The organism is Thermodesulfatator autotrophicus (assembly GCF_001642325.1).
Classification (GTDB): Bacteria; Desulfobacterota; Thermodesulfobacteria; order Thermodesulfobacteriales; family Thermodesulfatatoraceae; genus Thermodesulfatator; species Thermodesulfatator autotrophicus.
This window is the reverse complement of record NZ_LSFI01000046.1, coordinates 1-23,589: the sequence shown is the minus strand read 5'-3', so window position 1 is coordinate 23,589 and position 23,589 is coordinate 1. Positions and strand designations below refer to the sequence as shown.

The 23,589-nt window shown below is 41.5% G+C and carries 23 protein-coding genes; 15 read left to right on the top strand and 8 right to left on the bottom strand.

Annotated elements, in window-relative coordinates:
* Both TH606_RS09395 and TH606_RS09390 read right to left on the bottom strand, forming a co-directional pair.
* Nucleotides 1-412 (bottom strand): hypothetical protein (locus TH606_RS09395; RefSeq protein WP_157627908.1); only part of this gene is annotated, 412 nt, incomplete at its 3' end.
* A gap of 19 nt (nucleotides 413-431) precedes the next feature.
* On the bottom strand, nucleotides 432-617 hold the full coding sequence (locus TH606_RS09390; RefSeq protein WP_068543247.1) for a hypothetical protein: 186 nt from the start codon (nucleotides 615-617) through the stop codon (nucleotides 432-434).
* 634 nt (nucleotides 618-1,251) lie between these two features.
* Here TH606_RS09390 and TH606_RS09380 point away from each other — a divergent pair.
* The 5 genes from TH606_RS09380 (at nucleotide 1,252) to TH606_RS09365 (ending at nucleotide 5,369) form a co-directional block, all read left to right on the top strand.
* Nucleotides 1,252-2,673, top strand: a complete 1,422-nt coding sequence (locus TH606_RS09380) for an ATP-binding protein (protein ID WP_068543242.1) — start codon at nucleotides 1,252-1,254, stop codon at nucleotides 2,671-2,673.
* Entirely contained in the window at nucleotides 2,664-4,055 is a 1,392-nt protein-coding gene (locus TH606_RS09375; RefSeq protein WP_068543241.1) for a sigma-54-dependent transcriptional regulator, read from the top strand. The genes TH606_RS09380 and TH606_RS09375 overlap by 10 nt, the downstream gene beginning before the upstream one ends.
* A gap of 125 nt (nucleotides 4,056-4,180) precedes the next feature.
* Nucleotides 4,181-4,621, top strand: coding sequence for a hypothetical protein (locus TH606_RS09370; RefSeq protein ID WP_068543239.1), 441 nt, complete (start codon nucleotides 4,181-4,183; stop codon nucleotides 4,619-4,621).
* Between the two features lie 16 nt (nucleotides 4,622-4,637).
* On the top strand, nucleotides 4,638-4,784 hold the full coding sequence (locus tag TH606_RS11555) for a hypothetical protein (protein WP_157627907.1): 147 nt from the start codon (nucleotides 4,638-4,640) through the stop codon (nucleotides 4,782-4,784).
* A gap of 213 nt (nucleotides 4,785-4,997) precedes the next feature.
* Nucleotides 4,998-5,369 carry an adenine nucleotide alpha hydrolase family protein gene (locus TH606_RS09365; RefSeq protein WP_068543237.1) on the top strand — a complete coding sequence of 124 codons (372 nt, stop codon included), beginning with the start codon at nucleotides 4,998-5,000 and terminating at the stop codon, nucleotides 5,367-5,369.
* On the opposite strand, the gene TH606_RS09360 is transcribed toward TH606_RS09365, so the two are convergent.
* From TH606_RS09360 to TH606_RS09350, 3 genes are read right to left on the bottom strand one after another with little or no spacing between them, the layout of a single operon-like run.
* Nucleotides 5,366-6,373, bottom strand: coding sequence for an energy-coupling factor ABC transporter ATP-binding protein (locus TH606_RS09360; protein ID WP_068543235.1), 1,008 nt, complete (start codon nucleotides 6,371-6,373; stop codon nucleotides 5,366-5,368). The two genes, TH606_RS09365 and TH606_RS09360, sit on opposite strands and share 4 nt — an antisense overlap.
* Complete coding sequence (locus tag TH606_RS09355; protein ID WP_068543233.1) at nucleotides 6,367-7,056, bottom strand: ABC transporter permease; 690 nt, start codon at nucleotides 7,054-7,056, stop codon at nucleotides 6,367-6,369. Before TH606_RS09355 ends, TH606_RS09360 begins: the two co-directional genes overlap by 7 nt.
* Nucleotides 7,057-7,076: 20 nt before the next feature.
* Nucleotides 7,077-7,898 carry a substrate-binding domain-containing protein gene (locus TH606_RS09350; RefSeq protein ID WP_068543231.1) on the bottom strand — a complete coding sequence of 274 codons (822 nt, stop codon included), beginning with the start codon at nucleotides 7,896-7,898 and terminating at the stop codon, nucleotides 7,077-7,079.
* A 105-nt stretch (nucleotides 7,899-8,003) separates the two neighbouring features.
* Between TH606_RS09350 and TH606_RS09345 the strand changes: the two genes are divergently transcribed.
* Nucleotides 8,004-8,933 carry a helix-turn-helix transcriptional regulator gene (locus TH606_RS09345; protein WP_068543229.1) on the top strand — a complete coding sequence of 310 codons (930 nt, stop codon included), beginning with the start codon at nucleotides 8,004-8,006 and terminating at the stop codon, nucleotides 8,931-8,933.
* A gap of 464 nt (nucleotides 8,934-9,397) precedes the next feature.
* Nucleotides 9,398-10,372: an MBL fold metallo-hydrolase gene (locus TH606_RS09335; RefSeq protein WP_197460553.1), complete on the top strand. Its 975-nt coding sequence runs from the start codon at nucleotides 9,398-9,400 to the stop codon at nucleotides 10,370-10,372.
* On the opposite strand, the gene pabB is transcribed toward TH606_RS09335, so the two are convergent.
* Nucleotides 10,362-12,206, bottom strand: a complete 1,845-nt coding sequence (gene pabB / locus TH606_RS09330; RefSeq protein ID WP_082863605.1) for an aminodeoxychorismate synthase component I — start codon at nucleotides 12,204-12,206, stop codon at nucleotides 10,362-10,364. The two genes, TH606_RS09335 and pabB, sit on opposite strands and share 11 nt — an antisense overlap.
* A 255-nt stretch (nucleotides 12,207-12,461) precedes the next feature.
* On the opposite strand from pabB, the gene TH606_RS09325 reads away from it, so the two are divergent.
* The 3 genes from TH606_RS09325 to TH606_RS09315 are packed head-to-tail and all read left to right on the top strand — an operon-like array spanning nucleotide 12,462 to nucleotide 16,202.
* Nucleotides 12,462-13,634 carry a M20 metallopeptidase family protein gene (locus TH606_RS09325; protein WP_068543224.1) on the top strand — a complete coding sequence of 391 codons (1,173 nt, stop codon included), beginning with the start codon at nucleotides 12,462-12,464 and terminating at the stop codon, nucleotides 13,632-13,634.
* Nucleotides 13,627-14,733: a carboxylate-amine ligase gene (locus TH606_RS09320; RefSeq protein WP_082863604.1), complete on the top strand. Its 1,107-nt coding sequence runs from the start codon at nucleotides 13,627-13,629 to the stop codon at nucleotides 14,731-14,733. Before TH606_RS09325 ends, TH606_RS09320 begins: the two co-directional genes overlap by 8 nt.
* A complete protein-coding gene (locus TH606_RS09315; protein WP_068543220.1) occupies nucleotides 14,730-16,202 on the top strand; it encodes a gamma-glutamyltransferase family protein in 1,473 nt (490 codons plus the stop codon). Before TH606_RS09320 ends, TH606_RS09315 begins: the two co-directional genes overlap by 4 nt.
* Nucleotides 16,203-16,216: 14 nt before the next feature.
* Here TH606_RS09315 and tatC read toward each other — a convergent pair whose 3' ends face one another.
* Entirely contained in the window at nucleotides 16,217-16,930 is a 714-nt protein-coding gene (tatC, locus tag TH606_RS09310) for a twin-arginine translocase subunit TatC (protein WP_068543218.1), read from the bottom strand.
* Nucleotides 16,931-17,758 (bottom strand): phosphoribosylformylglycinamidine synthase subunit PurQ, encoded by an 828-nt coding sequence (locus tag TH606_RS09305; RefSeq protein ID WP_068543216.1) that lies wholly within the window; start codon nucleotides 17,756-17,758, stop codon nucleotides 16,931-16,933.
* Between the two features lie 121 nt (nucleotides 17,759-17,879).
* On the opposite strand from TH606_RS09305, the gene TH606_RS09300 reads away from it, so the two are divergent.
* The 5 genes from TH606_RS09300 to TH606_RS11415 all read left to right on the top strand — a co-directional run.
* Complete coding sequence (locus TH606_RS09300; protein WP_068543214.1) at nucleotides 17,880-18,947, top strand: mechanosensitive ion channel family protein; 1,068 nt, start codon at nucleotides 17,880-17,882, stop codon at nucleotides 18,945-18,947.
* Nucleotides 18,947-19,303 (top strand): gamma-glutamylcyclotransferase family protein, encoded by a 357-nt coding sequence (locus TH606_RS09295; protein ID WP_068543212.1) that lies wholly within the window; start codon nucleotides 18,947-18,949, stop codon nucleotides 19,301-19,303. Before TH606_RS09300 ends, TH606_RS09295 begins: the two co-directional genes overlap by 1 nt.
* Nucleotides 19,288-20,460, top strand: a complete 1,173-nt coding sequence (locus tag TH606_RS09290) for a tRNA sulfurtransferase (RefSeq protein WP_068543210.1) — start codon at nucleotides 19,288-19,290, stop codon at nucleotides 20,458-20,460. Before TH606_RS09295 ends, TH606_RS09290 begins: the two co-directional genes overlap by 16 nt.
* Nucleotides 20,429-23,377, top strand: coding sequence for a 1,4-alpha-glucan branching protein domain-containing protein (locus TH606_RS11420; protein ID WP_082863603.1), 2,949 nt, complete (start codon nucleotides 20,429-20,431; stop codon nucleotides 23,375-23,377). Before TH606_RS09290 ends, TH606_RS11420 begins: the two co-directional genes overlap by 32 nt.
* 55 nt (nucleotides 23,378-23,432) lie before the next feature.
* The coding region (locus TH606_RS11415; RefSeq protein WP_157627905.1) for an AAA family ATPase at nucleotides 23,433-23,589 on the top strand (157 nt) is incomplete at its 3' end.

Genomic DNA, 23,589 nt, shown 5'->3' with positions numbered 1-23,589 from the left:
GCGGACACAGTTGACGAAACACTATGGGGCATCTTAAACGGACGCTTATATCTTCTAAGTGTTTTATTCTTTCACTCGCTAAAGGTTCCAGATCAATATCACCAACTATTACTAAATCAATAGGAGAGAACTCTTTTAATGCTAGCATAAAAGCTCTTGGTAAATATTCAATCACTTTACCTTCTATCTCTATATTGCTTTTTTGTTTTATTTCACTGAGTAATTTTTCTAGTTTTTCTTTCTTCTCTTTAATTTGTTTTTCTTGAATATCAATCCAGTCTGCAGTTTCAAGAGATACTGGAACTAAGAACAAAACATACAATTTAGCATTTTTTCTTTTAGCAATTTCTAGAGCATGATTTACGTATTTGGGCTCTCTATCTATTTCTTCAATAAAGAGTATTTTTTCCATTATCATGTCCTCCTTATTTTTAAAAACTTAACTTCAGTACTAATAATCCATGAGGTCGGGTTGGTTTTTGAGGATTATTATGAGAACTTTTACATGATGTTTTAATTAAACTGCATGCTAAATCTTGTTCCCCTCCATGGGCAAGGCCTGCTGCCGCCATATATGAGGAATAATAACAAAGCAATTTTTTAATCCATTGATTCATAGGTTCCTCCTTATAAAGGTTTTTATTTTTTAGACAAGCAATAGTTATGCCAATTTTTCAGGTGTGTTCCAAAAAGAGAAAGTTTAAAAAATTTTTTTTAAAATTCTTTTCTGAATTCCGGCTTGTGTGTGATGCAAAGTGCAACAGGATGTTGCAAAAAACAAACTTCGGGATAATAATATTTTCTAAATCCAGTAAAGCCGCGAATACAAAAAGTGGTTTAGGCGTTATTACAGGGGGAAAATTATTAATGGGAGCATTTTTTACCTTACAGAGCGTCATCGCGAGGCGACGTAGTCGCCGTGGCGAAGTGACCCTACCAGGTCATTACGAGGAGGCCCGCAGGGCCGACGAAGTGACCCAACGGGTCATTACGAGGAGCATGAAGTGCGATGAAGTAATCCCTGTCCCGAGCGCTAGCGAAGGGATCTAGATTGCTTTGCTCCGCTCGCAATGACAAGTCAAAATTCATTAGTCAGGCAAAAATGATTAACCGTAAGAGCTTTGCAAGTTTAGAAAAAAATAGGTTTAGATTTCTTTGGCTGATGGCACAGTTTTGCAAGAATTAATCCATACTGTCAATGTGAACTGATATGGGCAGTCTTAAATTATAATTATAAAAGGAACTATTAAGATGGAATCAAGTCTTAGGTTAAAAGTCCAAATTGGATATTTAATTCTTCTTATCCCATTATGTTTTTCCCTGATTCTTTCTTATATTAGCCTAAATTCTTTGTGGTATAGAATTAAAAGTTTAGAGACAATAGATCTTTTTATCCAAAATTTATTAGAAATTAGAAGATATGAGAAAAACTTTTTCCTTTATAAAAACAATAAAGACTTAGAAAATACAAAAAAATTAGCTACTAGAACGCTTGAAATCTTAAGCAAGAAAAAAGAAATCTTCTATAAAATAGACAAAGAAAAATCAAAAGAGATAAAAAATAAACTTAATAACTATTTATTGTTTTTAAATAAAATAGAAGAAATTAAACCAGAGATAGTTAGAAAACTAGGACATGAATTAATAATCTTGGGTAAAGACTTAAGAAATAAACAATTATCAATTATTGATACTAGTTTTTCTAAATTAATTGTTTATCTTTTTATTCTTGGACTAATATCTATAGGTATTATAATAGGTGTTGGATTTTTCTTGGCTAAAAGAGTAGTATCTCCTTTAGAAGATTTAGAAAAATGCATGAAAGAAATTTTGACAAGTAAATATTTTTCTGTGAACTGTCCAAGTCATAGAGATAAAGAAGTACGCTCAGTAATGAAAACTTTAGATTTAATGTTAAAAGAAATAAAAGCAAGAAAAGCTCAGCTAATTCAGTCGGAAAAATTGGCTTCATTGGGAACCCTTCTTTTTGGTGTAGCACATGAATTAAATAATCCTTTATCTAATGCATCATCTAGCTGCCAGATTTTAATGGAAGATATAGACAATATAGACAAAAACGAAATTAAAAATTTTATCAAACAGATTGATCATGAAATATGGAGAGCTAGAGATATAATACTAGCTCTTCTTGAATTTTCTAGATATAAACAATTTGATTTAAGTGAGTGGAATTTATATAATCTTATTCAAGAAGTCTTATTTATTTTGAAAAGTAAAATTAAACAAAAAAATATTAAAGTAGATATAAGAGTAGATAAAAAGTTAAAGATTTACGCAGATAAGCAAACTTTTCAGCAGGCTTTGATTAACTTAATTTCTAACTCTATAGATGCTATAGAAAATAACGGCCAAATTTTAATAAAAGCTTGTTATGATCCAAATAGACATGGTATTTTTATCGCCATTGAAGATAATGGATGTGGTATTCCATTGTCAATTCTAGATAAAATTTTTGATCCATTCTTTACTACTAAAGGAGTTAAAGGGATAGGTTTAGGCCTATATCTAGTTAATGAAATTGTTTCTCGTCATGGTGGCACTATAGAAGTAGAAAGTGAACAGGGTAAGGGAACTATCTTTTATCTATTTTTTCCTTATAAACGACACAGTAAATCTCAAATTAACGGGGAGGAAGAATGTAAATGTCTATAAATAATAGCAAAATTAAATACAAAGGAAATTTATTAATTGTTGATGATGAGCAAGTTACATTGAAAAATCTAGTTTATATATTTAAGAAGGAAAATTATAATATAACTGCTACTACTAAAAGCACTGAAGCATTAGATCTAATAAAAAAAAGGGAATTTGATGTGTTGCTTACAGACTTAAAAATGGAAAAAATTGATGGGTTAGAACTTCTTAAAGCTATGAAGTATTATCAGCCAGAAGCAGAGACTGTAATAATAACCGCATATGCAACTGTAGATTCGGCTATTGAAGCCTTAAAAAGCGGAGCTTTTCACTATATATCTAAGCCGTTTAAGCTGGACGAAGTAAGAAAAGTAATAGCTGAAGCTATGGAAAAAGTAAAGCTAAAAAAAGAAAATAAACTTTTAAAAGAAGAAATAGAAAAGCTAAAAGGAAAAGTAAAAATAATAACTCACAACAAATATATGCAAGATTTGCTTAATACTGCTTTACAAATTGCTCAAACTGATTGTGTGGTTCTTATCACCGGGGAGTCTGGAACAGGAAAAGAACTATTTGCCCGTTTCATTCATGAAGCTAGTCACAGAAAAGATAAACCGTTTATAGCTATAAATTGTGGTGTTTTTTCAGAAGATCTTTTAGCTAGTGAATTATTTGGTTATGAAAAAGGAGCTTTTACTGGAGCTGTTCAGACTAAAAAAGGATTAGTGGAGCAGGCAAATGGAGGAACTCTATTTTTTGATGAAATAGCTGAAATGTCTCCTTCCATGCAAGTTAAGTTGTTACGCCTCCTTCAAGAACATGAATTTTATAGAGTTGGTGGGACGAAGCCTATAAAAGTTAATGTTCGTTTTATTGCAGCTACAAACCGAAATTTGAAAAAAATGGTAGAGCTAGGGTCTTTTAGGCAAGATTTATATTATCGTTTAAATGTGGTGCACCTTCATTTGCCGCCATTAGTAGAGAGAAAGGAAGATATACCCGTTCTTTCTTATTATTTTTTAAGACGTCATGCCGAAGCAATGAACAAAAATGTAAAAGAAATAGCCCCAGAAGTATTACATATTTTACAACAGTATGATTTTCCAGGAAATGTTAGAGAATTAGAAAATATTATTGAAAGGGGCGTTGCCCTAGCAAAAGGAGAAGTGCTAGACGTAAACTGTCTACCAGAAGAATTGAAAAGTTTAGAAATTCACACCTTCAGAAGAAAAGACGGACATTATCCCACCCTTGAAGAGTATGAATTGGCATATATCAAATGGATTCTTAAAGAAACCAAAGGAAACAAGACTAAAGCAGCCCAAATTTTAGGCATTGGCCGTGTTTCTCTCTGGAGAAAATTAAAGAAATACGGTCTGGATAAAGAGTTCCCTTTTTAAGGTATTGCAAATTTTAACAGCAGTGTTGATATTTTTTACATGCTATCCAATTCTCTTCTCTCTTAAATTTAACAACAGATTTAGTTTGGCATAGTTTTTGAATAGATTATTGTGGAGGAGGTTCCATGAATATATGGAAACGTTTTAAAAAAGAATGGGATGATACCTTTGCCGCGGCTACTTTTGCCGAGGCAGGCGAATTCGAAACTGCTAAAGAAATAGCTAAGAATTTAAACGGCTGGATAATACTAATTGGCGAAGGGGATTGTATTTCCCCAAAAGGGCTTTCTTACGTAAAAAAATTATGTTTGGCAAATAACAGTGGGTTAAAAATAATTTGGAAGGGAAAACTTTCTTTAGATCTATTATCTAGCGAATTAAAAGACTTATTTTGGCAAATAGAGTATATAAACAATGAAATTACGAGAATTATCCCTTCTCATCTCCGAAATATTAAAAATATTAAAATGGTCGTTTCTTTTGGGCCTAACTCTCGGTTTAGAAATTTGGCCCATAAAATAAATGGAGAATTTTTGTGCCCATTTGTTTGTATATATCCAAAATAACTTTGAGGAGTGTAATATGGCTAGATTTTTAGAAATTTGGCGGCGTTTTTGGGATTCTTTTGTAGTAGCTTCTTTTGCTGAAGCAGGAGAATTTGATACAGCCCAAAAATGGGCCCGCGAATGGGGGCTAGTCTTTTCTCATAAAATTCCCAAGTGGCAGTAAACTTTTGCCGCTGCAGCCTTTGCTGAAGCCGGAGAATTTGAAGAAGCCAAAAGATGGGTACATTCTCCTGCCTCTTATGTACAAGTAAGATCTAGGGCCATTGAAAACTTCCTGGAACAATCTATTGAAGCAGCTACAGCGGCTACTTTTGCTGAGGCCAACGAATTTTATCAGGCAGTTAAAATTATTGCTCGCTTAAGAGGGAAGAAGGTTTTGGTTGTTTGTGAAGGAGCAAGCTTTCCAGAACGGTTGTTGAAACAAGCATTTGAAATGGCTCAAAATATGAAAACAGAATTAATAATATTAAATATTTTTCTTCAAACTATGAATGCCCAGGATTCAAAATATGCCCAGAAATGGAGAGAAAAATTTTGTCTAAAAGCGAAAGAAGGCCTAAAGCCCTGGAAAGAAAAATATCCTGATGTTCAGGTATCTCAGGTAGTAAAATTCGGAGAGCCCCTTCGGGTGTTAGAAGAATTCCTTATGGAAAATAAAGGAATTAAGTATATTCTTACCTTAAAAGAGGTTTCTGTTAAAGAAGCCCTGGCAGTAAAGCCTTATTGGGCAAAGAGTTTTAAACATTAAATCCAATCTACTTGGCCGGGTAACTCTATGTATACAGGGTTCCCCGGCCAAAGCTCATATTTTTTTACTAAATCTTCATCTATTTTAAAGTTAAGCGAAATATCTTCTAATGAAACAACTATTTTTAGCTCTCGGAAGTTTATTTCACTATTTACCTGTTTAATTATCATTTTTAGACCCACTTTTTTCGGGGAAAAAGTTATATTTATTTTAGCTGATTCTATAATGGCTACCGGATTATCTATGTTTTTATAAGGCGCGTTAAATACAAGTTTCTGGCCATCTCTAAATTGTTTTATCGCTTTTCCATCAACAATTTGCCATGGCCCCCAGATAAAATTTATCTCATCGGTAAAGATATGTCCCTTGAAAATATGCCAGGTTTTATGAGGAACTTCATCAAGCCAGGCATAATCATGGCTGGCTATGAGAACAGTGGTATTCCACAAATTATGAGCCTTTAATACCGCCCTTTTTATAAGCTGAGCACTGTAAACATCTACACTGGCTGTGGGCTCATCTAAAAGTAAAACCTCTGGTTCCAGGGCTAAACGGCAAGCCAGAGCTACCCTTTGCGTCTCTCCTCCAGAAAGGGCATACCACGGTCTTCTGGCGAACTCTTCAGGAGAAAGCCCCACTAATTCCAGGGCCTTATAAACTTTTTCCCGCAAGATTTGTTTATCTCTAATCTTTCTAATTTTTAGCCCATAAGCCACGTTATCAAATACATTGCGTTTTAGTAGAAAAGGTTGCTGCGGAAGAAGGCTTATTTTTCTTGAAACCTGGCTAAAAGGCCTGGCTGGTTTTCCCTTAAAAAAGATTTCTCCTGAGGTTGGTTTTTCAACCAAGCCGAGAATTTTAAGCAGAGTGCTTTTACCGGCTCCGTTTGGCCCTACCAAGGCTATAATTTCTCCTTTTTCAACGGTTAGATGGTCAACTTTTAAAGCTATTTGGGCGCCATAAGAATGAACAAGGTTTTTAACTTCAAAAATGGGACTTAACATCGCTTCCTCAGGAACGAAAGACTTAAGTTTACCAGAAGGGCTATGGTAAGTAAGACCAGGCCTAAGGCAATGCCCATGGCAAACTGGCCTTTAGAGGTTTCAAGGGCGATGGCCGTGGTGATAGTGCGAGTATGCCACTTTATATTTCCGCCAACCATTAAAGATATTCCCACTTCCGTAAGCACCCGGCCATAAGCCGCTACCGCCGCTGTTAATATGCCAAAACGAGCCTCCCAAAGGCAAGTGAGAAGAAGTTGAAAGCGATTTACGCCTAGAGAAAGAAGAGTTATACGAAGATTACGGTCAAGGCTTTCTACCGCTGTGGCCGTAAGGGCAATAACAATGGGCAAAGCCAAAATAGCTTGGCCTATGGCCACCCCTTTAAGGGTAAACAAAAGACCGTACTTGCCCAGAGGGCCTTTTTGGGTAAGTAAAGCATAAACCAAAAGCCCTATTAGCACTGTGGGGAGGGCAAGAAGGGTGTCAACGATGGTCCTTACCGACCTTTTCCCCGGAAATTCATAGAACCCCAGACAAAATCCCAGAGGAATACCTATAGCCAGGCTTGCCGCCATAGAATAGCTTGAAACCTTAAGTGTGGCCTCAATGGCTGAATAGGTTTCAGGGTCAAAAGTTATTAGAAGCTCAAAGGCTTTTATGATTCCTTCTGTAATGTAGCCCATTCCGTTTTAGGGAGAGCAAATTATTTTTCTGGAATAAATAACTGCTTGCCAAGAAGTTTAAATTCAGCAATGGCTTTTTGGGCCTTAGGAGAGGTTATCCAGTCCGAAAAAGCACGAGCCAGGTCATTTCTAACATTAGGGCAGCGCTTAGGGTTAATTTCTATGACACTATATTGATTACGCAGAGCCTTATCTCCCTCCACAAGAATAACCAGAGGGGGCTTCCCTTTGTGGTTGTATTCAAACTTTATATAAGTTCCACGATCAGTAAGGGTGTAGCCCTTCTTTTCAGCTGCTACGTTTAAAGTGGCAAGCATTCCCTGGCCGGTTTGAATATACCAGGGTTCTTTATCTAATTTTTTGGGGTCAATACCTGCCATTTTCCAGAGTGCCAGTTCTTTTTTGTTGGTGCCAGAGTCATCTCCACGGCTTACAAAAGTTGCCTTTTTCGCAGCTATTTTTTGTAAGGCTTCTTTTATAAAGAGACCTTTAATGCCAGCCGGGTCTTCTTGCGGGCCAACAATAACAAAATCATTATACATCACTTCCCGACGATTTATGCCGTAACCTGCTGCCACAAACTTCTTTTCAGCCGCAGGGGCATGAACTAAAAGAATATCTACATCACAATTTTGGCCAAGGCGCAGGGCTTTGCCTGTCCCCACTGCTATCCATTGGAGTTTGATACCGGTGTCTTTTTCAAACATGGGAGCGAGATAGTCTAACAGGCCGGTGTTGTCAGTGCTGGTGGTAGTGGCCATGCGCAGGACTTTATCTCCTGCCCAAGCCTGCCAAGCCAGTGCCATAATGAAGAACATCAAAAATAAAAACAGCTTTTTCATGTTAACCTCCTTTGATTATTTGGACATAACCTATAAAATAACTAGAGGGGAAATCAAGTCATAAAAAGTTGTTTAAAGTTTATTTTATTCTGTCGGAGGAATAAAGTGCCTAGAAACAACCCAAAATCTTACTTTTCTACCAAAGAGGTAGCAGAGTTTTTAGGGGTAAACGAAAAGGTGGTTTATCAGCTAATAACAGAAAAAGGGCTCCCGGCCACTAAAGTTACTGGAAAATGGCTTTTTCCCAAACATCTGGTAGAAGCCTGGCTTGAAAAGCACGTAATTAACCACCCTGGTCTTGGAGCAGAAACTAGAGAAAATCTTCTAGTAATCATAGGAAGTAATGATCCTTTGCTGGAAAAGACTATAGCTCTTTACAATCGTCGTTACCCTGATAGTCCGGCAGTTTTTGCTTCGGTAGGTAGTATGGGTGGACTAAGAGCCCTTTCCAAAAGGCTCTGTCACATAGCCACTGCCCATCTAATGGAAGAAGATGAAAGAGAATACAACTTTGCCTATCTTCAAGAAAGAGTTGAAGGTCCTTTGCCTGCGGTAGTGAATTTTTGTTTTCGAGAGCAGGGAATTTTGTTACCACCAGGAAATCCGCAGGGAATCTATTCAATAGCAGATTTAGTTGAAAAGAAGCTAAAAGTGGCTTTGCGTCCTGAAGGGACAGGCACCAGAATCCTCCTTGAGCATGAACTCCAAAAAATAGGCTTTTCTTCTAAAGATTTGGAGGGAGAAGAATATAACAGTCATCTTGAAGTAGGTTTAGCTATTTTCACTGGTAAAGCCCAGGCCGGAATAGCCATTAAAGCTGTAGCTAACCTTTTAGGGCTTGACTTTATCCCAGTGAAACAGGAACGCTATGATTTGCTTATTCCTAAGGAATTCTTCTTTCAAGAAAACGTTCAGTTCTTTCTGGCCCTTCTTCAAGGTGATGAATTTAAAGACCTTGCCAGCAGTTTGGCCGGATATAACGTAAAATTAGCTGGAAGAGTAATCTTCCCAGGCTCTAAAACTTTAGAAAAATAAATGCGTTTATTTAAACCTTTGACATGCAAGATGATGCAGCCCCAAATCCTTAAGCGGCCCTTTCAGCAGGTTCTCCTGCTCCTTTTTTCTGAAACGGCAGGGATGTTTCGAAATCTCCCTACTATCAGGACTTGGCTCAAGCCCTGCAAGGGTCCTTTAAGCCTGGTTTTCTTTGAATAAGCTGTGTGGCATGGACTCCTTTTCGCCTGTCCCGAGCGAGAGCGAGGAACCCCCTCGCAGTGACAGGAAAGGAGTCATTGGGAGCCATACTATTCCGGTCATTGCGAGCCACGAAGTGGCGAAGCAATCTCTTCCCTTAAGATATAAAAACTTCAATATTTTAGAGTTTCACAAAGGTCTTTTTCTAAATAGGTTTGAGGGAAACAGGTGGGAAGTGGCGAGGCGGTCCGCCTTTAGGGTTAAAACTCCTCGCCATTTTGAAATCTTGCCTTTATATTATGGACATGAAAAACTGTGAGGACTATTCTCTTCTAGAAATTGTTCGCCAGAAAAAACATCACCAGCCAGATGGGCGCTTTAAAAACCCCTGGCTCCCTTATGAAGCGCCAAAGCTTGCCAAAATTTTCAAATGGAAGCTTTCCCATTTAATTGTTAAAGAAAATAGCAGATTTCCGGTATTTTCTCTTTCTCCTTCCCTTCTTTGTGGAGAAAATGGCCCCATTATCTCTTTTCTGGCCCACAATACAGTTTTTTTGAGACTTTCAGGAAAAAACTTTTTATTTGACCCTATTTTCGGAAACATAAGTGGCATAATCAAAAGACATACTCCACCTCCTCTTGCCCCCGAAAATCTCCCACCTATTGATTTTATTATTTATAGCCACGCCCATAGGGACCACCTGGACCTCCAGAGTTTGCGGAAGATTCCAGGCACACCCAAAATCATAACGCCGTTAAATTTTTCCCTTTATCTGGGAAATTCTATTGTTGAGCTTGATTGGCTTGAAACATACGAAGAATCATCTCTTCTTATAAGGGCTGTTCCGGTACAACACTGGTCAAAAAGAAATATTGGCGATACAAACCTGGCTCTTTGGGCTGGCTTTATTATTGAAACTCCGGAATTCAAAATCTTTTTTGGGGGAGACACGGGCTATTTTTTTGGGTTCAAGGAACTGGGGGCTCTTTTCGGCCCCTTTGACCTGGCGCTGGTTCCTTCAGGGGCATACCTTCCCCGTGAACTAATGGCTCCCTTTCACCTCAGTCCAGAAGAGGCGGTTAAAGTTTGCCAGGAATTAGGCGCAAGCTTAGGTACACCTATCCACTGGGGAGCTTATAAGCTGGGAGACGAAGCCCTTGATGATCCGCCAAAGCTCTTTAAAAAACAAGCTTTAAAACAGGGTGTTAAACCCCTTATTATCTACCCAGGTGAGGTAGTATTTCTTTCTAACGGAAGGCCGGTTTTTCTTACATCTTAAAATAGTGGCTAACTGGCAAAAGGCCTCTTACGGCGTTCCCCACAAATATTCGTTCTGCCCGGTCAAGGTCCTCTAGGTATAACTCTTTTTCTTCAGCTTTACCCTGGGCTAAAAGGCTTTCTCGCAAAACTCCGGGTAATAGGCCAAGTTCTGTGGGTGGGGTATATAACTTGCCGCTGATTTGCAAAAATATATTGGAAATTGTTCCTTCAAGAATCCTTTCTTTTTCATCATAAAAAATCACGTCAAAAAGGCCATTTTTTTGAGCAACTTTTTGCCAGCGGTTAAACCAGTCCCGATGGGTAGTTTTGTGAAGCAGAAATTTCTTGGGAGGAGCATAATCTTTTTTCACCAGGGCAATTTTTATCTCTCTGGGAGAAGGAGGAAAAGGATAAGCCTCAAGCCTCAACCGACCGTCTTCTCTCAGTAGAAGACGCAATTTAGCTGGACCATTAAGGCTGCTAAATGTTTGTTCTAATATCTTTTGCAATCTATCTTCCTCAAGTGGAAAGCCAAAATAAGTGGCTGAAGCCTTTAGGCGATCAAGGTGAAAGGGCAAAAGCTTTACCCCTTCTTCAGGGATGAAACACATGGTTTCTATAAGTTCAAAGGAAGGTTCCTGGCCTGTTAAAAATCGGGCTTTAAGAAGACATTCTTCGTATTCTTTTTCTGGCTCACTGTCCCAAACAATGCCTGAGCCAATACCAAACTCGCCTTTATCTTTGTTCATAAAAAGGGTGCGAATAGCCACATTAAAAGCCATCTCTTTTTGGGGAGAGATAAAACCAATGGCCCCGGTGTAAACTCCTCGCGGCTCAGTTTCAAGTTCAGAAATAATTTCCATGGTGCGTATTTTGGGGGCTCCTGTCACTGAACCGCACGGGAAAAGGGCCCTAAAAAGATTAAAAAGGTTAAAGTTTTTTAATTTTCCTTTCACCGTTGAAGTCATTTGAAAGACTGTTTCATATTTTTCAACTTCAAAAAGCTTTGGCACCCAGACACTTCCCGGCTCACAAACCCGGCCCAGGTCATTACGCAAGAGGTCAACAATCATTATATTTTCCGCCTGGTTTTTTATATCTGACGCCAGAAAACTGGAGATCTTTTCATCTTCCAAAAGATTAGCTCCCCGGGGAGCGGTACCTTTCATTGGGCGAGTCCAAATAGTGGTGTCTTCTATCTTAATAAAAAGTTCAGGTGAAAAACTCAGCACCCAGAAAGACGGAGTTTTCATAAAGGCCCCGTAGGAAACCCTTTGCTTGTGTCTTAACGCTAGATACCAGCTAAGGGGATTATTATAAAAGGAAAAGTGATACTTAAGAGTAAAATTCACCTGGTAGGTGTCTCCCGAGGCTATAAAATCTTTTATCTGGTGAATTTTTGCCATGTATTCATCTTTGCTTAAGGAAAGCCTTAATTCGTTAAGCTCAAGGGAGCCTGTTTCATAAAAGTGGGAAATTTTAGCTTCAAAAATTTGGGGGGTTTTAAAAGCCCCCAGGACCACCAGAGGAGCAAAGGTTTTTTTAGTGGAAAGAGGTAAAAGTCGCTTGTCTAAAAAATAGCCAAATTCATAGCTAAAATAGCCTGCGAGCCAAAACCCTGCTGAAAGGGCCTTTTCAAGCTTACGAAAAAAGAGAGTCATATCATCGCCAGGGTTAAAGAGAAAAACAGCCTGTGGGTTTTCAAACAAAAAATGCCTTTTTTCTCCAGGAAGAACCTTAGAAGTTTCAAGAAAAATAAAGAAATCGTTTCTGTTTTTTTCTTCCAGAAAAGAAAACAGAGGGAAAAGATTTGAAGGCTTAACTTCCAACGAAAAAATTAAATCATGACTCATGCTATATCTTTTTAATCAAAAAATGGGGACAGGCAATCATCAAAAATAGGGACAGGCAAAGTTTTAGAGTTTTAGAAGATAGTGCAGTTATTTTTACCGGGAGCCAAGTCATTGAGATTTTTGCCTGTCCCTCTAAGATGCAATGAGGCCAGAGGCTATTTTCAAAGGAATTGTCTTATTTTTTATACCCCAGTAATGCTAGGCAAAAGTTGCTTTTAGTGGCAAGATATCGGAAAAACAAGGCAATATAAGATCATGTTCCCGGAAGACGATAAAGAATTTTTTAAATGGCTAATCAAAATAAGACGGAACATCCACGAATGGCCAGAGCTTGCTTATGAAGAACACCGCACCGCGGCCCTTATTGCCGAGGAGTTGAGCCGCCTTGATATCCCTTACCGCACCGGAGTGGCTAAAACCGGAATAGTCGCTGAACTTGGGCACGAAGGCCCATGCGTAGCCTTAAGGGCAGATATGGATGCGCTACCCCTCCAGGAAGAAACAGGCCTTCCTTTTGCATCTAAAATTCCTGGAGTGATGCATGCCTGTGGCCATGACGGCCACGTGGCCATGCTCCTTGGGGCAGCTCACCTTCTTAAGGCCAATCCACCGTCAGGGAGAGTTCGTTTCATCTTTCAGCCAGCAGAAGAAAAGGGAGCAGGCGCCCTTGAAATGATAAAAGCCGGGGCCTTAAAAGGAGTTTCTGCCATTTTCAGCGGCCATATTGACCGGCATTTCAAAGTGGGAGAAATAGCCATAAATGAAGGCCTTATCTGTGCGTTTACAGACACTTTCACCATAAACATTGAAGGCAAAGGCGGGCATGCAGCCTGGCCTCACGAAGCTATTGACGCCGTAGTAGTAGGTTCGCTTCTGGTAGTAAACATTCAGACTATTATTTCAAGAGAAGTTAACCCGGCCTATCCCTGCGTCATAACAGTGGGTAAGTTTGAAGGAGGCACAGCCCATAACGTAATCGCTGAGCGAGCCTACCTTGAAGGAACCATTCGCTCCACTCATCCTGAAGTAAGAAAGCGAATCATTGATGGTCTTAAGCGCATTGCCAAAGGCGTGGGAGACTTACACCGAGCCCATATTAAGCTCAAAATCAAAGAAGGCTATCCCCCAGTGATAAATACTCCAGAAGAAGCAGAAATTGCCAGGGAAGCTGCAAGACTTATAGTAGGCAAAGAAGGCGTTTTAAAACAACCACATCCAAGCCTTGGGGGAGAAGACTTTGCTTTTTATCTTAAAAAAGTACCAGGCTGTTTCGTAAGGTTTGGGGCCGTTAAAAAGGGTTTTGAAAAAGCCCCGGCTCACAGCCCTAAATTTGACTTTGACGAGCGGGCCCTTCCCGTTGGTGCTAAATTTTTGGCCCAGGTGGCAAGATTGGCACTAAAAAAGCTAAGGGAGAAGGAAGATTCGTAAAAGTTTTTCCTTCAAAACAAGCAAACCTTTAACCCTTGGTGTAGAAATAGAACTGGAAGTCATTGCGGAAAAAGATTGGAACTTAACCCCCAAAGGGCCTGTTTTAATAAAAAAGGCTCCTTCCTGGTTAAAGCCCTGGTTGAGACCTGAAGCTTACCAATCCATGGTTGAACTGGTAACTCCGGTTTGCCATCACTTAAATGAGGCCGAAACTTTCCTTGAAAAAGGTCTTAAGGCCCTTGAGAAGCTGGCCAGCCAGGAAGAAGCTTTAATTTGGGCGGCAAGTCTTCATCCAGAAGCTAAGGCCGGGGAACAACCTGTCTGGGAAGATGAGCGTTACAAACGCATTTTTGAGGAACTGCAACTGGTGGGAAGACGCTTTATTGCCCAAGGGCTTCATATCCATCTGGGCATGCCAGGGAAGGAAGAAGCCCTGAGAGTCTACAATGCCCTGAGGCCTTATTTGCCTCTGTTTCTGGCCTTAAGCACTTCCTCTCCCTTTTACGAAGGTATTAAAACAGGGTTTCATTCATATCGCACCAAACTTTTTGAGGTCTTGCCCCTGGCCGGGCTTCCCCGGGGCTTTTCTTCCTGGCAAGAATTTGAAACAACCATAAACCTTTTAATAGAACTCAAAATCATTGAAGGTTTTAGAGACCTCTGGTGGGATATTAGAATACAACCAACGCTTGGCACCATAGAAATAAGAGCCTGCGATGTCCCTGGCCGGTTTAAAGACCTACTTGCCATCGTGGCTTTCATACAGGCTATGGCCACCAAGTTCCTTGAGGGCAAAAATCCCCCTGGCCTACCTTATGAAGCCATAGCTTTTGGTAAATGGCAGGCCGCGCGCCACGGCCTTTCTGGCACCATGGTTGACCCGCAAACCTTAAGGCGAGTCAACTTTGCCACTTTTGCCGCTGAGCTTCTTGAAGACTTAACTCCTCTAGCTAATAAACTGGAAATTATTGATTATCTTTTACGGATTGAATCCATCCTTAATGAAAAACCTGTTTCTTTTAAAATGCTTGCGCTTTTTGAAAAGGGCGCTAACTTTCGCCAAATCATGGCCACTATGAAAAAGGAGTTCTGGGAATGAAAGGAGCCGTAGCCTGTGGGAATAGATATACCGCTTTGGCTGCTTGCGAAATTCTGGAAGCTGGTGGCAATGCTTTTGATGCAATTTGTGCCGCGGCTTTTGCCTCAGGGGTAACAGAGGCTGGCTTAACCAGCCTTGGCGGGGGAGGCTTTGCCACAGTTTATGTGGCCCAGGCCAAAAAGGCCCTGGTTTACGACTTCTTTGTGGATACTCCAGGAAAAGGGCTTAAGCAAAAACCAGAAAACCTTGATTTCAGAACCGTAACCATAAACTTTATCGGTTCTTCACAGGACTTTCATATTGGCCTGGCCTCAGTGGCTGTACCTGGCACTTTAAAAGGTTTGGTAACCCTTCACCAGGAGCTTGGTTCTTTACCCCTAAAAGAGGTGGTAGGTCCAGCGGTGCGCTTTGCCCGAGAAGGTTTTGAAGTGGACTCTTTTCAGGCCTATTGTTTTAAGCTTCTCACCCCAATTTTTACAGCTACCGAGGAAATGAAAAGCATATTTTTCCCTAAAGGAAGACCTCCTGAACCGAGAGAAATAATCAAAAACCCAGCCCTGGCTGATTTTTTGGAAAGCCTGCCTCAAAGCCTTGAAGAGTTTTATCAGGGAGAAATCGCTCAAAAAATAGTTGATATGATGGCCTCAGGTGGAGGTCTTTTAACCCTTGAGGACCTCAAAAGTTATCAGGTTATCAAACGCCAACCCCTTGAGTTTGAATTCAAAAAGGGAAGGCTTCTAACCAATCCTCCACCATCGTTTGGAGGGCCAATGGTTAGCCTCTCCCTCAAGATATTTGAAGAGTTATTTGAAAAGGGAAGCTTCCTGAGCAAGGAACATGTAAAGGCACTAGCTGAAACCTTAATCCTGGTTCACGAACTTAGAGAACGAATAGTTAAAGAAGACCCCAAAAGGGCCATTGAGCTCTTGAAGCGCCCCCTGGCTACTCGCGGCACCACACACATGAGTGTGGCTGATAAAGCAGGAAACCTTGCTTCCCTTACCATGACTTTTGGTGAGGCCTCGGGCTTTATAGCTCCTGGGACGGGAATCGTTTTAAACAACATAATGGGTGAAGATGACCTTCATCCCCGCGGCTTTTTTGCCGACCCTCCAGGAATACGCATATCTTCCATGATGGCCCCAAGTATTTGCTTTTTGAATGGCAGGGGAGTGGCCCTAGGAAGTGGGGGGAGCAAACGTATCCGTTCAGCCATCTTTGAGGTTATCGTTAACCTGGCCTATTTTCATTTGCCACCTTATAAAGCTGTTTCTGCTCCTCGCTTTCACTACGATGGTGAAGTGCTTCAGATAGAACCAGGCGTATCTGAAGAAGTGCTGGCTGAACTTAATTGTCCCATAAACATCTGGCCAGAAAAGGATTTATATTTCGGAGGGGTACACCTGGTTGATGACCACTTTGAAGGAGCAGCTGACGAAAGGCGCGCTGGTGTTTTCAGGGTAGTGTAACACAAACAAAAAGCCTATTTCTTAACAGCCAGTTTACTGCAGATAAGCCCGAGCTCAAAAAGAAGATAAAGGGGCACCGCCATTAAAGCCATGTTGAAGGCATCTGGAGTGGGAGTTAGCACGGCGGCCAGGATGGTTATTATCAAAATAGCATGTCTCCTGAAGCGCCCTACCCTGTGAGGATTTATTATCCCGGCTTTACTTAGCAACACCATAATAAGAGGTAGTTCAAAAATAGTTCCAAAAGCCAGCAAAAACATACCGCAAAAATTGACAAAATGCCCTACAGAAATAGTGGGAACAATGTTTTCCTTCTGGAAGGAAAGCAAAAACTTAACGCCATAAGGCAAGGTTATAAAATAACAGAAACTAACTCCTCCATAAAAAAGAAGCATACCCACTAAAATAAACAAAAAGCCGGTACGACGTTTAAAACCAAAAATCTCACAAAAAACAAGCCATACCAACCATAAAACATAAGGGATCAGAACTAAAATGCTGCAAACAATAGCTACTTTTACCAGGGCCAGGAAAGGTTCAAAAACACCAAAAAAGGCCAGTTCCTGATTTAAATGCCGCTGCAAAAGAGAAATAATGTGAGGTGAAATTATATAGAAGCTCGCAGTTAAAAGCAGCAAGCTTAATATGCCAAAAATTAATTTACGGCGAAGTCTTTGCAGGGCTTTAATAGCTAATTTGTAAGGTTCTTCAGGTTGAGCGGCAGTCATCTAGAGTAAATTTTCGCGAATATAATTTATGGCGTTTTTAAAAAGCACTGTTCCCAGTGGGTCTTTTATCTCTTCGCGACGCCAACGAGGATGGTTGGTGGGATGATTGTAGGCCTCAGGGTGAGGCATAAGGCCAAATATACGGCCAGTCTCATCACAAATGCCCGCAATACCAAGAATAGAACCATTAGGGTTAAAGGGATATTCAGTGGTTGGTTCCCCGGTAACAGGATGGATATATTGGCACACTATTTGGTTCTGGGCTTTAAGCCTTTTAAGGACTTCGTCATCTTTTACTACAAATTTTCCTTCTCCGTGTCTTATGGGAAGGAACATTTCTTTTAGGCCGCGGGTAAAAACACAGGGAGAAGCCTGGTTAATACGAAGTTTTACCCAGCGGTCTTCAAAGCGGCCGGAATCATTGTAAGTGAGGCTGGTAAGCCGCTGGGTATAATTACCATTAAAGCCTGGCAAAAGCCCGAGCTTAACCAGCAGTTGAAAACCATTACATATTCCAATTATAAGGCCACCTTTTTCTATGAGATTAATTATCTGGTCAAGAAGGCGTTCTTCCCGGCCTTTTACTTTGGCGTAGCGAAAACGATGAGCCCCAGCTTTAGCTGCCCCTAAATGGTCGCCGTCAAGAAAACCACCCGGAAGACAAAGCAAGTGATAGTCGTCAAGGCGTTTTTCACCATAAACGAGTTCGCTAAGATGAACAATATCTACTTTTTCAGCACCGGCTTCGCGGCACACGTGGGCAGTCTCTCGTTCGCAGTTAGTGCCATAACCAGCGGTAACAATAACTTTTACCTGCTTATGAGCCATACTAGCCTCCTTTTTATTCGCTTTCTTTTTAACACGCTCTCAAAAGGTAGGCAAAACCTTTTCAGTAAAGCCTGCCCCAAAATTCTTGTAACCCTTTTCCTCTTCGGATATAGTCTCTAACATGAATGAAGCAGTTAAGGCCTGGTGGTTAAAACTTACCTCTCATGCCTGGCTTGGCCCTCTAGCCATTGTTTGTCTTTATTTAATTATTGCCAAAATCGTTGACCTCACTTTTAAGAGAATTTTGAGACGTCTGACCCAAAAAACTTCTTTCTCCTTTGATGACGAACTTTTACACTTTGTTCACTGGCCAGTGGTATTAAATATCGCTCTTCTTGGGCCGCTTCACGCCATTTATGAAATTGGACCTGGTGGCCGCACAGAATTTATCACCACCAGCCTTATAAAAAGCCTGATTGTCCTCATCTGGATAATTACAGCCTTTCGTATCGTCCGCTGGGTAACCAGGCGCAAGAGTTATTTTGCCGAGCGTTTTGGCCATCTCGGAGCGGACATGCTGGTCCTTCTAAAAAATGTCGCTTACGTGATCATCTTTCTCACCGGAACCTTGATACTCTTAAGCCTCTGGCAGATAAATATAACTCCTCTTCTGGCCTCAGCAGGAATTGTAGGTGTAGCGGTAGCCCTGGCTGCCCGTGAAACTCTTTCCAATTTTTTTGGGGGTATTTCTCTATTCTTAGACCGAACTTACAAGGTAGGTGATTATATTATTCTTGATTCTGGAGAGCGTGGAGAAGTGATAGACGTAGGCATTCGCTCAACCCGTATTCGCACCAGAGACGACATTATTATTACCATTCCTAACTCCATTATGGCCAACTCTAAAATAATAAACGAAAGCGCCCCTGAACCCCGATTTCGTTTAAGGCTTCCAGTGGGCGTGGCCTATGGTTCAGACCTCGAAAAAGTAGAAAAGGTTTTACTTGACCTGGTGAAAGACACCCCTCACGTGGAAAAGTTCCCTGAACCCCGCATACGTTATCGTAATTTTGGCGACTCTTCTATTAACCTGGAACTCCTATGCTGGGTTGACGACCCAAGGCACAAAGGCCCTGTTACCCACGAGTTAATTAAACGCATTCACGAACACTTTGAGAAAGAAGGTATCACCATTCCTTTCCCACAAAGGGATGTTCATCTCTACCCGGTTGATAGCTCAAACAACTAATGCGCTACCTGGTTTTTGTTTACGGCACCTTAAAAAGGGACTTCAGCCTCCATCGTTATCTTAAAGATGCCAAGTTTGTGGGAAAGGCCTCGCTCTCTGGCTATGAAATGTATGACTTTGGCTGGTATCCAGGGATTGTGCCGGGCAAGGGGACTGTTTTTGGAGAAGTCTATGAGATAGACTTAAAAACGCTCTTTATCCTTGACGAAGTGGAAGACGAAGGCCATGAATACGAACGAAAGATACTTCCGGTAAAACTAGATGATGGAAAAACTCTTCACGCTTTTGTTTATGTTTACAAAGGCCCGGTAAAAAACAAACCCAGAGTAAAGGACGGCAGGTGGCAAAAGAAGTAGCTTTCTTGCTTAGCCCCTCAGGAGAAATTGGCACCAAAAAGCCTGGCACCCAAAAGGCTTTTATAGATACCTGGCAGCAAACCCTCAAGACCCGCCTTGAAAAACTGGGTTTTTCCCCGGTGATAAAAGGATTTCATAGCCGCCTTTTACTGAGAGGCCCCGAAGAAATGGAAAAGGCCCTTATCTCGCATTTGGGGACAGGCAAAGTTTTCCGTTTTTACCAAATAAAGGCAGGCTTTGACTTTAAGGCCCTCTTGCCTGCTCGCCCATTTACCTACGAAATCTATGTTAAGGCCAAAGAGCCTGCCTGGCGTGAAAAGGCCCTTTCCCTAAAAAAGAACCTCCTTAAAATGCTGGCTGAAGAGGCCCAGAAAAGGCATTCTTTATGGGATAACTACCCGCCAGAACACCTTTACTGGCTCATAGAAGGCCGTAAAGACAGGCTCTTTTTGCTTGCCAACCCCAGAAAAGGCCCTGGCGGCCTGCCAGTGGGGACAGGCGAAAAAGTGCTTGTGCTCTTTTCTGGTGGGCCAGACTCTCTTTTAGCCGCTTACCTCCTTTTAAGGCGCGGACAAAAAGTGAGCCTTCTTTTCTTTGATGACGAAGAAAACGAAAGATACGAAAAAGTAACCCAGGCCGCCAGAGCACTTGCTTATTTTTTGCCAGATTTAAGCCTTGATTTTTACACCCTGAAGTACCGGCCGTTTCTTGAAGAATTAGCCGAAAAGGCCCCTAAAAGAAAAATTTGTCTTTTCTGTAAAAGCCTGATGCTCATTTTGGCCCAGAAAATAGCCGAGAAGAAAGGCTTTTTGGCCCTTTCTACCGGCGACATCTTAGGGGAGCAGGCAAGCCAGACACTCCCTGCCCTTTCATTTATCTCTCATTTTCCAAGAGTGCCTGTTTTGCGGCCAGTTATTGCCTTAACCAAAGAAGAAGTCTATGAAAAGCTTTCCCTGATAGGCCTAAAAGAAGTAGCCCAAAAGGCTTTACCGCCCTGCCCTTTTGCCCCCAGACACCCCCGCACCGCCCTTCCCAAACCATCTCAAAAAGAAGAAAAATTTTTGCACCTTTTAGTCCAAAAATCAGTTATCCTTAAAAAAGAAAAAATTTTCTGGGAGAGCCCTTATGAAAATAGAAGTAGCCCAAAAACTTGTTAAATTTTCCTGGGAAGACGACGTTCACCGCCAGGTCCACTACCCTGAGGAAGACCTTTATCTTGAAGTTTTCTCAGGAGGCACCTGTCTCCTTTCGCGCAAGGTAAATTTCTTGAACCAAACTGAAGAACTCTTCTCTCCAGGTGAGTACCAGGCCAGGCTTTTGTGTAAAAAAAGGCCTCTTTTAAAGATGATTTCCCCCTTTCATTACACCCCAAAGGTGGTTTTCGTCTCTGAAAATGAAAGGCGCCATCACCTTACGATTTCAGAAATTGACTGGGAAAACGTAAGACGAGAGATTGAGCTTGGCGCCAACCACCGTTTTGGTGAAGATACTTCCCTTTTTTTGCGTATCCTTCGCTATAAAGACCCGGCTACTAACTTCCCTGAAGAAGAATGGCAAAGAGCTGATTTCAAGGATTATTTTCTCGTCCTGGGTGCGCTTAAGGCTTTAGAACTTCACGTTTGCGAAAAAGAAAGCCAAAAAAGCCTTAAAAAAATTATTCACCTTGAGCTTTTGCCCCCTGAAACCATAAGCATTGTTGAAGAGACACCTTTTTCTGTGCCAGAAGTTTTCGGTCTCTTTCTTACCCGCCAGGTAATTGAGCCTGACCAGGTTAACCTTAAAGCCTACTGGGAATTTCCAGATAAATTCTGGAAAACAATTGAAAAAGAAGAACTTACTCCCCGCAAACTTACCTGGAAAGACACTGATATTTTGCTGGAAATATTTTATCGCCACCCTGAAGAAGAAAAATGGAGAGCTTTCCGTCCAGACGAAAGGCGTGTTATAAGGCTTGCCAGAGATTGGATAATTAACGCCGTTCCTGACGGCCACCTTTACCAGGCCAAACTGGTGCTATATGACCGTAAAGATAATTTGCGTTTAAAAGATATTGCCATTTCGCAAGAATTTCTTATCCCTCGGAAGAAAGAAAAAATCGTGCTTATGCCCATTGATGAAAGGCGTCTTTTTACATACTGGCATCTTGACCAGAAAGAACTTTCTAAAAAACTTGGCCGTTTTGCCGCTGGCAAAAGTGTAACAACCTATATCAAAGTTTATCACGACTTTTTCGGCCATCTTTACCATCATCCTGATAAAGACGTAGCTGTTGACCTTTCAAGTGCTGATAACTGGTATCTTTGGGTAGAGCCAGACAAGGCTTACCGCGTACAACTCATCGCTGTAAGAGAAGACGGCAAAGTCCTTGAGTTGACCGAACCCTCAAACCTTGCCCACACCGCTCGCCTGTCACCAGGAAACGCTCCCATCTCTTACGCCACCCATGAACTGCCCGAAAAACACCCCACTATTAGGCCTATTGAATCGCGCATGGGCACCGCCGAACACTCTATTGGTTATCTTATCCTTCATCTCCATGCCCATCTTCCCTACCTGAGACGGAGAATCGTCTATGGGACTGCAGGTATATGGCAGCCTCTGGGCTTTCCTGAAGAGTGGTTTCATGAGGCCCTGGTTGACACCTACATTCCCCTAATAAAAGTATTTGAAGACCTGGTTAATGAAGGCGTTGACTTCAAGCTCTCCCTGGATATCTCCCCTACCCTAACCAACATGATGCGTTGCCCCCTTCTTCAGGAAGAATTCCTGAAATACCTTGAAGGACTTACTAATCTTGCCCGCGCTGAAATAGAACGGGTGCGACGAGAGGCCCCGGCCTTTGAAACTGCCGCCTGGATGCACCTTAAACGCTTTGAAGAAAGCCGCGAAATATTCTTGCGTTACGATAAAGACTTAACAAAAGCCTTTAAGCATTTCCAGGATATTGGCAAGCTGGAAATATCAACCTGCGCCGCCACCCACGGCTTTTTACCCTTTTATACCAGATATCCCGAGGCCATAAGGGCCCAGATAGAGACCGCAGTGCGAGACTACGAGGCTGTTTTTGGCCGTAAGCCCCTGGGGATATGGCTACCTGAATGTGCCTATGTGCCCGGCCTTGAAAAATACCTTGAAGAATACGATTTACATTATTTCTTTTCAGAAACTCACACCGTTTTAAATGGTGATAGTCCGTCTGAGTTTGGCATTCACGCTCCAGTCTTTGTGAGAGGTTCACGAGTGGCTGTTTTTGGGCGCGATCCGGAAACTGGCAAACAGGTCTGGAGTGCCGATGAAGGCTACCCTGGAGACCCTGACTACCTTGACTTTCATATAAAAGGCGGACCTTTTCGCTATTGTCGCATAACCAACCGTTATTCTTTACAAAAAGAACCCTATAACCCGGATTGGGCCAGGGAAAAGGCTGCCCGTCATGCCCAGCACTTTATGGAAGGCCGAAACTTCCGTTTTGAATACATAAGAGGCTGGTTCTGGAAAAAGCCCCTTTCTGTAGCCACTTACGACGCTGAGCTCTTTGGCCATCACTGGTTTGAAGGCCCCCTTTTCCTCTACTTCCTGTTTAAAAAACTTTATTACGACCAAAACCAGACCGAACTCATCACTCCGGCGGACTATTTGCATCGCTATCCCACTAACCAGGAGATATTACCCCCTCCTTCTTCGTGGGGAGACAAAGGCACTTTTGATAAGTGGATGTATGGTTCGGTTTCCTGGATGTATCGCCATGTGCACGAAGCCATAGAAGCTTTAAATGAACTGGCTAAAAGGGCCGGAACTTCTAACGATGATAAGCTTTCGCGAATCCTTGCTCAGGCCGGCCGCGAAGTCCTCTGGGCAATGAATAGCGACCTGGCTTTTGTTATCTCAAACGGCCACTTTGTGGACAAGATGAAAGAATTTTTCTTTGGAGCCCTTGAACGCTTCTGGATTCTTTATGATATGGCTGAAAAATACCTGGCAGGTAAAACAATAAACGAAAGACTTTTGCGAGAAATAACACTTACCAGGCCTATTTTCCCGGAACACTCCTGGGAGGTCTGGCAGAAAAACTAGAAAATAAGCAAAAGCTTTTAGGCAGATATCATTATAATGCTATAATTATAACTTTATGAAAAAGAAACTTCCTGTTGGCATCCAGAGTTTTGAAAAGATCCGCACGGAAAACTACTACTACGTGGATAAAACCCCTTTTATTAAGAAACTGGTTGACGAAGGGGGGTATTACTTTCTTTCCCGTCCCAGGCGTTTCGGGAAAAGCCTTTTTC

What these genes read in the sequence shown, in the direction of transcription:
- pabB (WP_082863605.1), bottom strand. Translation starts at nt 12,206, where the DNA reads ATGAGTCATGATTTAATTTTTTCGTTGGAAGTTAAGCCTTCAAATCTT.
- tatC (WP_068543218.1), bottom strand. Translation starts at nt 16,930, where the DNA reads ATGACTGCCGCTCAACCTGAAGAACCTTACAAATTAGCTATTAAAGCC.
- TH606_RS11555 (WP_157627907.1), top strand. Translation starts at nt 4,638, where the DNA reads ATGGCTAGATTTTTAGAAATTTGGCGGCGTTTTTGGGATTCTTTTGTA.
- TH606_RS09375 (WP_068543241.1), top strand. Translation starts at nt 2,664, where the DNA reads ATGTCTATAAATAATAGCAAAATTAAATACAAAGGAAATTTATTAATT.
- TH606_RS09350 (WP_068543231.1), bottom strand. Translation starts at nt 7,898, where the DNA reads ATGAAAAAGCTGTTTTTATTTTTGATGTTCTTCATTATGGCACTGGCT.
- TH606_RS09295 (WP_068543212.1), top strand. Translation starts at nt 18,947, where the DNA reads ATGCGCTACCTGGTTTTTGTTTACGGCACCTTAAAAAGGGACTTCAGC.
- TH606_RS09380 (WP_068543242.1), top strand. Translation starts at nt 1,252, where the DNA reads ATGGAATCAAGTCTTAGGTTAAAAGTCCAAATTGGATATTTAATTCTT.
- TH606_RS09390 (WP_068543247.1), bottom strand. Translation starts at nt 617, where the DNA reads ATGAATCAATGGATTAAAAAATTGCTTTGTTATTATTCCTCATATATG.
- TH606_RS09370 (WP_068543239.1), top strand. Translation starts at nt 4,181, where the DNA reads ATGAATATATGGAAACGTTTTAAAAAAGAATGGGATGATACCTTTGCC.
- TH606_RS09300 (WP_068543214.1), top strand. Translation starts at nt 17,880, where the DNA reads ATGAATGAAGCAGTTAAGGCCTGGTGGTTAAAACTTACCTCTCATGCC.
- TH606_RS09360 (WP_068543235.1), bottom strand. Translation starts at nt 6,373, where the DNA reads ATGTTAAGTCCCATTTTTGAAGTTAAAAACCTTGTTCATTCTTATGGC.
- TH606_RS09315 (WP_068543220.1), top strand. Translation starts at nt 14,730, where the DNA reads ATGAAAGGAGCCGTAGCCTGTGGGAATAGATATACCGCTTTGGCTGCT.
- TH606_RS11420 (WP_082863603.1), top strand. Translation starts at nt 20,429, where the DNA reads ATGAAAATAGAAGTAGCCCAAAAACTTGTTAAATTTTCCTGGGAAGAC.
- TH606_RS09325 (WP_068543224.1), top strand. Translation starts at nt 12,462, where the DNA reads ATGTTCCCGGAAGACGATAAAGAATTTTTTAAATGGCTAATCAAAATA.
- TH606_RS09305 (WP_068543216.1), bottom strand. Translation starts at nt 17,758, where the DNA reads ATGGCTCATAAGCAGGTAAAAGTTATTGTTACCGCTGGTTATGGCACT.
- TH606_RS09355 (WP_068543233.1), bottom strand. Translation starts at nt 7,056, where the DNA reads ATGGGCTACATTACAGAAGGAATCATAAAAGCCTTTGAGCTTCTAATA.
- TH606_RS09335 (WP_197460553.1), top strand. Translation starts at nt 9,398, where the DNA reads ATGAAAAACTGTGAGGACTATTCTCTTCTAGAAATTGTTCGCCAGAAA.